Here is a 12,764-nt window from a genome sequence, read left to right as displayed (position 1 = left end):
CGGTAGCCTTCGAGATCCGACAGCTCATATACATTTTCTGTGGACAGATCGGCCCACAGCTGCGTTACCTCTGCTTGAACCTCTGGACGCATTTCCCAATCATCAACACGAATCAGGCCGCGCTCATCAACAGCCGTTTCTCCTTTGCCATAGAGACGGTCCGAGAACAGACGGTACATCTGCTCGATGCAGCCCTCGTGAATGCCTTTCTCTTTCATCACTTTGTACAAGGCCGAAATATACAGCGGTACAACTGGAATAGCGGAGCTCGATTGCGTTACGAGCGCTTTGTTCACGGATACATATGCACGGCCGCCATTAGCAGACAGCTGCGTATTCAAACGCTGAGCTGTCGCTTCCAGGTCGTTTTTCGCGCTGCCGATCGTGCCTTCGCGGTATACGGCATGCGTAATTTCCGGTCCGATATAGGAATATGCAACGGTTGTAGCGTTATCGGAAAGCGCGCCAGCTTGCTGCAGCTCGTCAATCCACATCTGCCAGTCTTCGCCGCCCATTACGGCAATCGTCTGACGGATTTCCTCTTCCGTTGCCGGTTCGATAACAGCTGTCGTTACCTCGCCGCTGTGGAAGTTGACTGTTTTATTGGAGTAGGTTTCGCCAATCGGCTTGATGACGGAAGCGAAGGTTTCTCCTGTCTTTGGATGTGTACGGCGCGGAGAAGCTACGCTGTATACGACCAGATCGATTTTGCCCAGCTCTGTACGGATCAAGTCGATCGTTTTCGCTTTAATTTCATCGGAGAATGCATCGCCTACAATGCTGTACGATTTAACGCCAGCTTGCTCCGCCGCTTGTTCGAACGCAGCAGAGTTATACCAGCCTGCGGATGCTGTACGGGCACCTTCAGCCGCTTTGTCAAAGTATACGCCAATTGTGTTAGCTCCGCCTGCAAACGAGGACACGATGCGGGAAGCCAAGCCGTAGCCGGTCGACGCGCCGATAACGAGAACGTTTTGAATGCCTTCAATTGCTGGTTGTGCTTTTACATAGTCGATTTGACGCTGAACTTGCTTCGCACAGCCTTCAGGATGAGCTGTTGTGCAAATAAATCCGCGAGTTTTCGGTTGAATGATCATATGAGATATTCCTCTCTGATTTAAAGTTTCGTATGTAGCTGCATGATGAGGACAACTTCTATCCCATTTTACCGATTTTTAACGCTAAATGGAAGTAAAGCGCCGCCAACTTCCTATAAAATAAAATAGGGCTGCTCCCTGACGAACGGATCGCTCCGCTTCGGGACAGCCCTGCTGGCTTGGAATATGCGTCTAGATTCGACCAGCGAGCTGCTGTTCGGCCATCATAACGAGCCGTTTCGTAATGGTACCGCCGATGGAGCCCATGTCGCGAGTCGTCATATTGCCGTAATATCCGTCTGCCGGAAGCTGAATGCCCAGCTCTTGGGCAACTTCGTATTTAAGCTGCTCCAGCGCAGCGCGCGCTTGCGGCACTTGCAATTGATTCTGACTTCTTGCCATTGTGTTCAACCCCCTTCTTGCTCTTATTATGCGAATGTGAAAAAAGGATTATTCGTCAAATTCGGCTAAATTTACCGAACGCCTCTAGGGTATAGCCGTGCTAAAATCGTATTAGAGAAGAGGTGAGCGGATCATGTTTATGGAGCCGATGCTGATGGCGCATCGGGAGGATGCGTTTGACGATCCGGACTATCTGTTTGAACCGCTGATTGACGGACAGCGGGTTCAGCTTTCGTTCATTGGCAACCGAGCCCGCCTGTTCACCCGGCACGGGAATGAAGTGACGCTGCAATATCCTGAACTGCTGAATGTGCCTTTAAAGCAGCCTGCTGACGTTGTACTCGACGGTGAGGTTGCTTATTTGGATGCTGCCAGCGGCGAGTTCCAGTTCGACAGGCTGATTGATCGGTATCAGTTGAAGAAGCAGCCCCGTATCCGGGATGCAATGAAAGCAACGCCTCTTCGTTTCTACGTATTTGATATTCTCTATTACGATGGAACGGATTTGCGGAGCAGACCGCTGCGGGAGAGGAAACGTCTGCTGGAGGAAGTGCTGCTGCCGAACAGCCGGTACTGCTCCATGCCTTATATTGAAGGCGAAGGACGCAAGATGTATGAGGTCGCGCAGCAGCTGAAGCTGGAGGGCATTGCTTGCAAACGGTCGGACGGAATGTATGCCGCTGGGAAAAGCGGGGACTGGATTCAGGTTCTGAATTATAAAATAGAGCAAGCCGCAGTTCTCGGCTGGCGGAAGCATCGTCCAGGTCTGCTCGTTAACTCTTCAGCCGGGCAGCGGACCGTCGTTGAAGCGGGGTGGAGCGGACCGCTTAGAGCACAGCTGGAGGCTTCGGGTACGCGAATGGGTGAGGATCGCGATTTCGTATATGTGAAGCCTGGTATGATGGCTTCGTTGAAATATATTAGCCGAAGAAGGGATAGCCGGCTTATAGGCGGAGAGGTAGTGGAATTGAACTCGACCTCTAGCGGGAGCGGCAGAAGAATGAGAAGCATAAGCGCATGGAACGGATAAACCGTTTTATGTGCTTTTTTTTATTCAGCCCATCCGTTCCACTGCCGCATGAAAAAATTAAAAGACTTATTTTAGCCAAACTGCGCAAACTGGTAATAAAACAACTACGAGGAGTTGGCGTCGATGAAGGATCATTTGGATAAAGCCGTATCGCTGGGAATCGGATTGGCTGCTACTGGCAAAGAGCAAGTGGAGAAGCTTGTAGACGAGTTTGTGAAAAAAGGGGAGGCGGGCAAATCCGAATCTTCTGCGTATGTTGAGAAACTGGTAGAGAAAGGCAATGAAACGCGAAAACAGCTGGAATCGACAGTTCGGGAAAAAATTCAATCCATCGTTCATAATCCGTCCGATAGGGAAAAGCCGGAGCACTTGGAGCAGCGTCTGGAAGCGCTGGAGCGCCGTGAATCCACGGATAGCTGAGCAGCGCCATGAGTATAGGGAGCAAGCTGCGCCGTTTGAAGCGATACCGGCAAATCGGACTTGCCCTGCTTCGGAATGGCTTCGGTTATATAGCCAAAGATCTGGGGCTGCCTGATATTATTCTAGCTCGCGGAGACCAGGATACGCATGAAATGCGCAGACGATCGGTAGGCGAGCGGCTCCGGTCGTTTCTGGAGGAGCTGGGGCCCACCTTTGTCAAACTGGGGCAGCTTGCCAGCACAAGGGCCGATCTTATCCCTGCCAGTCTTATTGGCGAATTAGAGCGGCTGCAGGATCAGGTGCCGCCTTTTGCCTACGAAGATGCCGTACATATTATCGAGCAGGAGCTTGGCGCGCCGATTGGCGTCCTGTATGCTTCATTTCACGAGACGCCGATTGCATCGGCTTCCATCGGGCAAGTCTATCAGGCGGTGCTGAATAACGGCAAGGCAGTGGCAGTTAAAGTGCAGCGTCCGAAGATTATTAGGCAGATCGAGACGGATCTTGATATTTTAATCGAGCTGGCCAGAATGGCAGAACACCGGCTGGAGTGGGCGCGGCAATATCAAATTCGCGAGATGGTGGAGGAGCTGGCAAAGGCAATCCGGACCGAGCTCGATTATGAGAAAGAAGCCCGTAATGCGGATCGTTTCGCAGCCTATGCCAGCAAGTACAACGGCTTGCGCATTCCGTCTGTCTATGGTGAGCTCTCGTCCAAGAAGGTACTGACGATGGAGTTTCTGGAGGGTATTAAGCTATCCAACAAGGAAAGTCTGCAAGAAGCGGGCCATCATGTACGGACCATTGCGGAAAAGTATGCCGAAGCGATTCTGCATCAGGTATTATCGGATGGACTTTTTCACGGCGATCCTCATCCAGGCAACGTACTGGTGATGGCGAACGGAGACCTCGCTTTTCTGGATTTCGGGATGGTGGGGAGACTAGGCCCGGAGCGGAAACGCCAGTTCGGCGCATTAGTAATCGCCCTCCGCAACCAGAGCACGAATGGCGTCATTCGCGCCATATCAGGAATGGGATTTATACCCGATCAGGTCGACAGGGAGCTGCTCCGTACCGATGTCGACGAGCTGCGGGACAAATATTATAAAGTACCCCTCAGTCAGGTGAGCCTCGGCGAGTCTGTGAATGATCTGTTTATGCTGGCGCGCCGCCATCAGATCCGCCTTCCTGCCGAGCTGACCCTGCTTGGCAAAACGTTTCTGACGATGGAAGGTGTCGTAACGATGCTCGACCCGGACTTCAGCGTCTTCGACGTTGCCGAGCCGATCGGCCGCCAGCTGTTTCTGGAACGGTTCAACATCCGTGTGCTGGCCAGTGAGTGGGTGGAGGAGATTTCGGAATTTGCAGCAATTGCTTCTGACGTGCCTTCCGGTGCCCGCAAGCTGCTGGCTGCTTTGCGCAGAGGCAGGTTTGGTCTGGAAATAACGGTTCCGGAGCTTGGGGAGTTTTTGCGGAAAATGGATCAGATCAGCAACCGGCTGTCCCTAAGCATTGTTCTGCTGTCCTTCAGCATCATTATGGTCGGATTGATTATCGGTTCATCCCTGCGCCATCAGGACAATGTTCTGTGGAATATTCCGGCAATTGAAATTGGCTTTGGCGTAGCCTCCTTGCTATTTGTCTGGATAATTTACGCTATTTTTCGTTCTGGCCGATTTTGAACATGCAGGAATAGGGTTGACACTTGATCAACTTGTAACTATTATTGTTACATGTAGTTCGATTCCATTCACATAGGAGGCTTTCATCATGAAAATAGCAGTTATCGGTGCCGCCGGCAAAGCGGGCAGCAATATCGTAAAAGAAGCGCTGGACAGAGGACATGAGGTTACGGCGATTGTGAGAAATGCATCAAAGCTGGATGCGTCAGGAGCAGCCGTGCTGGAGAAGGATGTCTTCGCTTTGACGGCAGATGACCTGAATTCATTCGATATAGTTGTCAATGCATTTGCAGCCCCGCTTGGGGAAGAGCATCTTCATGTCGAGGCAGGAAATGTTCTGATCGAAGCAATTGAGAAGGGCAACGGACATTTGAGACTGATCGTCGTAGGCGGTGCAGGAAGCCTGTATGTCGATCCTGAGAAAACGACCCGGGTCGTGGATACGCCAGGATTTCCGGAAATGTTCTTCGCAACGGCCTCCAACCAGGCGAAAAACCTGGATATTCTTCGCGGCAACCACAGCATAAAGTGGACGTTTGTGAGCCCGTCTGCTGAGTTTGCTTTAGGCAAACGGACAGGCAGCTATAAAAAAGGAACGGAATTTCTGCTCGTCAATGAGAAGGGCGACAGTTATGTAAGCTATGAAGATTATGCGATCGCTATTGTGGATGAGATCGAGAATCCGCAGCATATTAATGAACGGTTTACGGTCGTGTCGGAAAGAGATTAATCGGCTGAATGAACAAACAGGCAGCAGGAGAGGCGAACGCCCCTTCCTGCTGCCTGTTTTGATGTTGGAGTGAGAGGGTAAAATTAAATAACCAGCGATTCGCCCGGCTGCAGTACCTTTCCCGCCAAGCCTTTGGTCTCCAACTGGCTGACATAATGCTGCGCATCCTGGCGGATAACCGGGAAGGAATCGTAATGAACCGGAATGACGAGCTTGGCGCCGTACCATTCCGCCGCTTGCAGTGCATCTTCCGGACCCATTGTGAAATGGTCGCCGATTGGAATGAAGGCGACATCGATATCGTGGCGGTCGCCGATCATCTTCATATCGCCGAACAAAGCGGTATCTCCGGCGTGGAGAATGGTTTTTCCGTCAATTTGAATGACGTAGCCGCCCGGCATGCCGCCATAAATAATCCGCTGCTCGTCAGCCAGCGTAATGCCCGAGCTGTGGAAAGCTTGTACCATTTTCGCTTTGGCGAAGCCGAGGTCGATGGTGCCGCCCAAGTTCATGCCAATTGTTTGCAGCTCCTTCCACGACAAATAGGTAGCAAGCTCGACATTCGCAACAATTGGAGCGTTGTTAGCCTTGGAGATCGGCTCAGCGTCGAGGATATGATCCATATGGGCATGCGTCAGCAGTATGGCATCGATTTGAATATCTTCGGGCTTGGCAACAGCAAGCTCGTTGCCGCGGAGAAAGGGATCGATGACGAGCGATTTGCCCGCCTCCGTCGTCAATTGCACACAGGAATGGCCATGGTAAGTAATTTTCATTTTAGAACATCTCCTTTTCGTATCGTAAAAGTTAATTAGAGGTCAGCCGGATTCGAATGCCGGAAGGATCGGTTACAAAATGACCATTGCTGGTCTGCTCCACCGGAGCGCCATTCTCCTGCAATCGTTGCATTGCTGTCGTCAGCGTCTCGTTAGTCGGGTAAATGATCGTGAAATAATCGAGACCGGTCATGTCTTCCTCAGGAGGAGGAGCGCCGATCCCTGCCCAAATGTTTAAGCCAAGATGATGGTGGTATCCGCCGGCAGCTACGAATAGAGCACGCATCGCGGCGTAATCGCCGACAATCTCGAAGCCTAGCAGATTATGATAAAAAGCCCGCGATTCCGGCAGTCCGACCGTATGCAGGTGAACATGGCCGATGATCGTGCCGGAAGGCAAATCATGCTCCGGCAGCTCAGCTGCAGCAGCAAGCAGCCCCTCCCAGTCGATCGGGTCGGTGGCCATCACATAATCGCCGCGGGCATCCTTCTTCCACTGGCTGCGAGGCCGATCGGCATAGATCTCGATGCCGTTGTTGTCAGGATCGGAAATATAGAGCGCTTCGCTAACGAGATGATCCGCTTGCCCGATTGCGATTCCCGAGGCGATAAGACGCCTGAGCGTTTGTCCAAGTGACTCGCGGTTAGGCAGCAGGATCGCAAAGTGATACAGTCCCGCCGTTCTGCGGCGGGGAGGTGTAATGACGGCATTCGGGATTTGCTCCAGCAGAACGAGCGGATCTCCGCCCTCGACGGACAGGCTGGCTGTCGTTGCCGTTCGTTCGGTTACCTTTAAACCGACGATTTCCTCGTAAAAAGCAATAGAGCGGTTAAGGTCGCTGATTTTTAGCTTAACGGCTCCGAGAACGGTATTGTCAGGAATATGGTAATCCGTCATGCAATCCCTCCTTAATAGTTAAACTTGTTTATGTTACTATTCTACTATAAAAACAAGGAGGCGATACATAGATGGATCTGGGGCTGAAAGGAAAAACGGCAATCATTACGGGAGGCAGCAAAGGAATTGGACTGGCAACTGCGGTGCTGCTGGCTAAGGAAGGCGCTAACGTTGCAATCGTGGCGCGGGATGAATCGCAATTGAAGGAGGCAGCCCGGCAAATTGCCGAGCAATCGGGGACGGAGCCGTTCTATGTGGCAGCCGACGTATCGGAGAAGGAACAGTGTGAACGAGCCGTCGCTCTGACGGCAGAACGTTTCGGCGGGCTTCATATATTGGTTAACAACGCAGGTACAGCGGCTGCGAGGCCGTTCGAGCAGGTTGAAACGGAGGACTGGTCGTCCGACCTGGATTTGAAGCTGTTCGGCGCTGTGCATTGTGCTCGCGCTGCACTGCCTCATTTACGCTCCGCTGGCGGCGGTGCGATTGTTAATGTAACGGCTGTTGGCGGCAAAACGCCATCCGGGTCCTCGCTGCCAACATCGGTCAGCCGCGCCGCAGGTCTTGCTTTGACGAAGGCGATGAGCAAGGATTTGGCGGCCGATGGCATCCGCGTTAATGCCGTATGTATAGGCTTGATCCGCAGTGCGCAAATCGAACGGGGCTGGCAAGCGTCGCGCCCGGAGCTGACTTGGGAGCAATTCGCCGAGCTGCCGCAGCATGACATTCCGCTCAAACGAATAGGCCGCGCCGAGGAAGCGGCGAATGTTATCGCCTTTCTGGTCTCGGACGCGGCCTCGTATGTGACCGGCACTTCCGTCAACATTGACGGAGGGAAAGCAGCCGTATTGTAATGGTTTTACTTGATAAGGCCGGCATACTGCAGACCTTTGCGGATGCCGCCTTCATCTACATGCGAAGTGATGTAGTCGGCATAAGGCTTGAGCTCTTCATGGGAATTGCCCATCGCAATGCCAAGTCCAACGGCTTGCAGCATTTCTTTGTCGTTCAGCCCGTCGCCGAAAGCGATCGCTTCCTCAGGAGCAATGCCGACCAGCTTGAGAAGCGCTTCAATGCCAAGCGCCTTGGAGCCGTCGCTTGTCAATACGTCCATGGCCGACTTATGCCAGCGGATCAGACGCAAATTCGGAACTGCGCCCTCATATAAGTGCTCGTCTTCCGAAGCGCAATGAAGGAAGGCTTGGTAGACGTCTTCTTTTTTCCAGAAATCAGGATCATAGCCCGGAAGGTCGACCCGCAATGAGCGGACGGAATCCAGCATATGAGGATGGTCCTCGGTGTTCGAGTAGAATGCGCTGCTGCCTTCGAAGACGAGGGAATGGCCGTTCTTGTCGGCATGGCCGACGAGTGCCTCCAGATGCTCGCGCGGAATAGGATTGTGAAAGATCGGTTTGCCCTTATAGACGACATAAGCGCCGTTCAGGCTGACATAAGAGTCGATGCCCAGCTTTTCTGCAATCGGGGCGAAGAAGTAAGGCGCTCTGCCGGTTGCAATAACGGCTTCTACGCCGGTTGCCTGCAGCTCACGGATTGCCTCAATCGTGTCCTGCGGAATTTCTTTCACTTCATTGACGAGAGTGCCGTCGATGTCGAAAAATGCGATTTTATAAGCCATGATAGTGCTCCTGTTCTGCATGTCTAAAGATGGGGGTGCCGTACATGCCCGTTTTGTCGTACTATACCATCGGCCCGGCGGATTAGGCAAGGACAAAGGCTTTTTTTCAACATAAATTTACAACAAATCTCTGTAAAGGAATAGGAACATACCTAATTATGCGCTATAATCTTAGTTGAGATTTCGATACGGAGGAGCTCCGTCCCAACAGGCCTCCCCGAATATACGAAGGTTAAGGAGAATGCACGATGGAAAAAACATTGATTTTCGGGCATAAAAATCCGGATACAGATACAATTTGTTCTGCGATTGCTTATGCGGATTTGAAAACGAAGCTTGGCTTTGATGTGGAGCCGGTTCGCCTTGGCGACGTAAACGGTGAAACGCAATATGCGCTTGATTACTTTAAAACGGAAGCGCCTCGTCTGGTTGAGACGGTGTCGAACGAAGTGAATAATGTCATTCTCGTCGACCACAATGAGCGCCAGCAAAGCGTATCCGATATCGATAAAGTTCGTGTAGCGGAAGTCATCGACCATCACCGTATTGCGAATTTTGAGACGGCTCAGCCGCTCTACTTCCGTGCGGAGCCTGTTGGCTGCACAGCTACGATCCTTAATAAATTGTACAAAGAGAATGGAGTAGCAATCACGAAAGAAATCGCAGGCTTGATGCTCTCCGCTATCATTTCCGATTCCTTGCTGTTCAAATCGCCGACTTGCACAGAGCAGGACGTTGCGGCTGCCAAAGAGCTTGCTGCAATCGCTGGCGTTGATGCAGAAGTATACGGCCTTGAAATGCTGAAAGCGGGCGCGGATCTTCGCGACAAAACGATTGAGCAATTGATCTCGCTGGACGCGAAAGAATTTTCGATGGGCAGCTACAAAGTGGAAATCGCGCAAGTTAACGCGGTGGACACAAATGACGTGCTCGTTCGCCAAGCTGAGATTGAGCAAGCGCTGAACGGCATTATCGCAGCTAAAGGCCTTGACCTGTTCGTATTTGTCGTAACGGATATTTTGAACAGCGATTCCGTTGCCCTGTCACTGGGCAGCAAAGCTTCTGCTGTTGAGAAAGCGTACAACGTTACGCTTGCCGACAACAAAGCGGTACTGAAAGGCGTCGTTTCCCGCAAATCGCAAATCGTTCCAGTATTGACTGAGACGCTGAGCAGCCTGTAATCCAGCACATTCATAACTATATTAATGAAGAAGGCCTTCCGATTGCATTAGAGGAGGGCCTTCTTTGGCATTCAGGAGGGGAGATAATGACACGCTGCACCGTACAATGGGGAGCATCCACCGTCGAGTTAAGCTGGAAGGAGGAAGAGACGCTGCCGCCCCGGGAGCTAATAACGAGCGTGCACGGTTTTTGCTTCGATGCGGCCGACCGGTTCATGCTGGTCGATCTGAAGCATCGCGGCTGGGATTTCCCCGGCGGTCATCTGGAGCACGGCGAGACGCCGGAGGCCGCGTTTAGAAGAGAAGCGCTGGAGGAAGGCTATGTTGAGGGAGACTTGCAGTTGCTTGGCTCTGTAACGGTAGATCATAGCGATAACCCCGGCTGGAGCGAGGACAGTCCCTATCCCAAAGTTGGTTATCAGGTATTTTACGTCATGCGTATAACCAAAGTACTGCCATTCGACGGGGAGTTTGAGTCGGCAAGCCGGACGTTTGTTGAATCGGGAGCCGTTCCAGACTATTATCCGAACTGGCATCCGGTATATGAGGCTATTATGGGAGCTGCGCTCGCCAAGCTTCAAAATTGACCTGACCCTGGCTGATTCGGCCCGACCTAGCATGACTTGGCAAACAAGGTGAGAGTTCCTATATTAATTAACGCATAGCATTGATACAAGCTGTCGAGACAAGCTCTCGGCAGCTTTTTCTGTTGTATGGAGCGAGCTTTACCGGGACAGGCTGAGCTTTCTTGCAGCCCTCTGCATGCTTTGTCACATGCGCCCTTGTTGCTAGTCAGGAGAGGTTAACTTGCTCCTACAAGCAAAATTGATCATATAAACCTGTATGAATGTTTGCGTCATTCTGGCCTTATGGAAACGTCATTTATATGCTGTGAGTCAGGTTTTCCAAAGCTGTAACGAAACAAAATGTAAAACTGCATTTTGTTTCGTTCAATATCGATGGATCAAAATGCAAAAGTGCAGGCTGATTGGTTTGAGCAGGCCAGAAATGGCGTTTTAGAAGGATTTCAAATGTATTTATACATTTTGATCGCGATTTTGGGTGCTTTTGTACCCATCAGAATGTACTTTTACATTTTGTTGTTTATATAACAAGCTATGAGCAAGGTTTTCCATTCGGTAAGCACTACCATATATTCGCTTGTATCCCATGCAGGCAGTGAGAATCTGCATTTGTCTCGAAAAAAATAAAAGTGCCGATAAGGCTTCTAAGCCTCCTCGACACTTCAACTTGAAACGGCAGCCATCGGCTGCCATTTTTTATTAGCTTAGCTGATTACACGGCGTGCTGTTACGTAATACTTTTTTCCAATAAGCGCTGTCCATGTTGGAGATCGTTACGCCTTGGCTGCTGGAGCTATGCAAAATTTTGCTTGAACCGGCATAGATCGCAACGTGGCTGATCGACTTGCCATTTGTTTTAAAGAAGACAAGATCTCCGACGCTAAGCTCCGTCTTGGCAACTTTGTTGCCAATCGAGGCCTGGCTGCTAGCTGTGCGAGGCAGGTCGACGTCGAGTCCTGCGAACATGTATTGCGTAAACGACGAGCAATCGAAAGCATATGTAATGCCAACAGGCGCTCCGTATTTATAAGGGGTACCGATGAAGTTTTTACCGTTATCAATCAAAGCAAGAGTTTCAGGCGTAGCTGCTGCTGCGCGGTCAGTCAAAGCGCCAAGCGCCAAAGCAGATGCTGCGATCGTTGTGCAAAGTGTCAATTTCCATATTTTCTTGAGGCCGTGAAGTTTAGTTGTTTTCATAAGTTGTAAAGTGTCCTTTCGCCTTCTTATTTATTCGAATTTGAGGTTTCATCTCGACGAAAACAACTATAACACATTTAAAACACCCCCAAATTCCACAATTAGAGAGAAATAGCACGCTTTCACGGTTGAATTCCGCTTTATGAGAAATAAATGAGAATATACTCATCAATGCAACTTAATAATCTCATTTTGCGTTGACTCGCAGATTAGGGGAGATTTATAATCAGAATGCTCATTACTTTAGAAGTAAACTATTTGGTTAGCACGATAACGAATGCGTTGGAGATGATGGTGAATGTTGAAGCTTTTTCGGTTTCTGAAGCGTTACCGGTTATTCGTTGCGCTCGTCCTTGTTTTTGTGTTTTTGCAGACGCTCGCTGATTTGTATTTGCCAACGCTTATGGCAGACATCGTCGATAAAGGTGTGAGTCAAGGCGACAAGTCGTACATTTGGAAAATAGGCGGTTTCATGCTATTAGTTGCCGCTGGCGGGGGCATATGTTCTATTGCGGCCAGTTATTTCTCAGCCAAAGCTGCATCAGGCTTCGGCAAGCTGGTCCGCACCAGCGTATTCAGCCAAGTCGAGAATTATTCGCTGCAGGAGTTCGACAAACTGGGCACTGCATCGCTGATTACACGTACTACAAACGATATTACGCAGGTTCAGCAGGTGCTTATTATGATTCTTCGGATGATGGTAATGGCGCCAATGATGTGTATCGGCGGTATTATTATGGCTGTATCTAAAGATGCGAAGCTGTCACTGGTTCTCGTCGTTGTGCTTCCGGTATTGGCTGGAGCGATATTCGCGGTTGTACGCAAAGCGACACCATTGTTCAAAGCGATGCAGAAAAATGCTCGATAAATTGAATCTCGTACTTCGTGAAAGCTTGACCGGCATTCGGGTCATCCGCTCATTTGACCGGATTGAGCATGAGAACCGCAGATTCGATGCAGCGAATACAGACGTCACCGATACTGCGGTGAGAGTGAATAAAATTATGGCGTTTATGATGCCGCTTATGATGTTAGTCATGAATCTGGCGACTGTTGCTATTCTTGCCTTCGGCGGACATCGGATCGACAACGGTGATCTTGAGATCGGCTCGCTGATGGCATTCATTCAAT

General features: G+C 50.7%; 13 protein-coding genes and 1 pseudogene. 8 read left to right on the top strand and 6 right to left on the bottom strand.

The genetic code is table 11. From position 1 onward, the window contains the following. A partial coding sequence (gene fabV / locus TY10_RS10130; RefSeq protein ID WP_042162918.1) for an enoyl-ACP reductase FabV occupies window positions 1-1,097 on the bottom strand: 1,097 nt, incomplete at its 3' end. A gap of 192 nt (window positions 1,098-1,289) precedes the next feature. Beyond that, window positions 1,290-1,499 (bottom strand): alpha/beta-type small acid-soluble spore protein, encoded by a 210-nt coding sequence (locus tag TY10_RS10125; RefSeq protein WP_155985792.1) that lies wholly within the window; start codon window positions 1,497-1,499, stop codon window positions 1,290-1,292. A gap of 133 nt (window positions 1,500-1,632) precedes the next feature. On the opposite strand from TY10_RS10125, the gene TY10_RS10120 reads away from it, so the two are divergent. The 4 genes from TY10_RS10120 to TY10_RS10105 all read left to right on the top strand — a co-directional run bounded on the left by TY10_RS10120 (window position 1,633) and on the right by TY10_RS10105 (window position 5,361). Next, complete coding sequence (locus TY10_RS10120) at window positions 1,633-2,529, top strand: ATP-dependent DNA ligase (RefSeq protein ID WP_052350463.1); 897 nt, start codon at window positions 1,633-1,635, stop codon at window positions 2,527-2,529. 123 nt (window positions 2,530-2,652) lie between these two features. After that, the gene (locus tag TY10_RS10115; protein ID WP_042162916.1) at window positions 2,653-2,949 is read left to right on the top strand and encodes a phasin family protein; all 297 of its coding nucleotides are present in this window, start codon (window positions 2,653-2,655) and stop codon (window positions 2,947-2,949) included. An 8-nt stretch (window positions 2,950-2,957) separates the two neighbouring features. Beyond that, window positions 2,958-4,631 carry an ABC1 kinase family protein gene (locus TY10_RS10110; protein ID WP_042162915.1) on the top strand — a complete coding sequence of 558 codons (1,674 nt, stop codon included), beginning with the start codon at window positions 2,958-2,960 and terminating at the stop codon, window positions 4,629-4,631. 88 nt (window positions 4,632-4,719) lie between these two features. Continuing rightward, a complete protein-coding gene (locus TY10_RS10105) occupies window positions 4,720-5,361 on the top strand; it encodes an NAD(P)-dependent oxidoreductase (RefSeq protein ID WP_042162914.1) in 642 nt (213 codons plus the stop codon). A gap of 83 nt (window positions 5,362-5,444) precedes the next feature. On the opposite strand, the gene TY10_RS10100 is transcribed toward TY10_RS10105, so the two are convergent. Together TY10_RS10100 and TY10_RS10095 are read right to left on the bottom strand one after the other, a co-directional pair. Further along, a complete protein-coding gene (locus TY10_RS10100; RefSeq protein WP_042162913.1) occupies window positions 5,445-6,137 on the bottom strand; it encodes a metal-dependent hydrolase in 693 nt (230 codons plus the stop codon). Between the two features lie 31 nt (window positions 6,138-6,168). Beyond that, entirely contained in the window at window positions 6,169-7,035 is an 867-nt protein-coding gene (locus TY10_RS10095) for a VOC family protein (RefSeq protein WP_042162912.1), read from the bottom strand. 71 nt (window positions 7,036-7,106) lie between these two features. Between TY10_RS10095 and TY10_RS10090 the strand changes: the two genes are divergently transcribed. After that, the gene (locus TY10_RS10090) at window positions 7,107-7,889 is read left to right on the top strand and encodes an SDR family NAD(P)-dependent oxidoreductase (RefSeq protein WP_042162911.1); all 783 of its coding nucleotides are present in this window, start codon (window positions 7,107-7,109) and stop codon (window positions 7,887-7,889) included. Window positions 7,890-7,894: 5 nt separating this feature from the next. Here the strand turns inward: TY10_RS10090 and TY10_RS10085 are convergent, their stop codons facing one another. Continuing rightward, window positions 7,895-8,671 carry a Cof-type HAD-IIB family hydrolase gene (locus tag TY10_RS10085; protein ID WP_042162910.1) on the bottom strand — a complete coding sequence of 259 codons (777 nt, stop codon included), beginning with the start codon at window positions 8,669-8,671 and terminating at the stop codon, window positions 7,895-7,897. A gap of 248 nt (window positions 8,672-8,919) precedes the next feature. Between TY10_RS10085 and TY10_RS10080 the strand changes: the two genes are divergently transcribed. Both TY10_RS10080 and TY10_RS10075 read left to right on the top strand, forming a co-directional pair. After that, window positions 8,920-9,852 carry a manganese-dependent inorganic pyrophosphatase gene (locus TY10_RS10080; RefSeq protein ID WP_042162909.1) on the top strand — a complete coding sequence of 311 codons (933 nt, stop codon included), beginning with the start codon at window positions 8,920-8,922 and terminating at the stop codon, window positions 9,850-9,852. Between the two features lie 86 nt (window positions 9,853-9,938). Beyond that, the gene (locus tag TY10_RS10075; protein ID WP_042162908.1) at window positions 9,939-10,439 is read left to right on the top strand and encodes an NUDIX hydrolase; all 501 of its coding nucleotides are present in this window, start codon (window positions 9,939-9,941) and stop codon (window positions 10,437-10,439) included. 696 nt (window positions 10,440-11,135) lie between these two features. On the opposite strand, the gene TY10_RS10070 is transcribed toward TY10_RS10075, so the two are convergent. Further along, the gene (locus TY10_RS10070) at window positions 11,136-11,633 is read right to left on the bottom strand and encodes a C40 family peptidase (RefSeq protein WP_238327531.1); all 498 of its coding nucleotides are present in this window, start codon (window positions 11,631-11,633) and stop codon (window positions 11,136-11,138) included. 298 nt (window positions 11,634-11,931) lie between these two features. Here TY10_RS10070 and TY10_RS10065 point away from each other — a divergent pair. Further along, window positions 11,932-12,764: pseudogene (locus tag TY10_RS10065) on the top strand (ABC transporter permease); the annotation flags it as partial.

The organism is Paenibacillus gorillae (assembly GCF_000513275.1).
Classification (GTDB): domain Bacteria; phylum Bacillota; class Bacilli; order Paenibacillales; family Paenibacillaceae; genus Pristimantibacillus; species Pristimantibacillus gorillae.
Note: the sequence above shows the minus strand (reverse complement) of the source record. Positions and strands in the feature narration are given on the sequence as shown.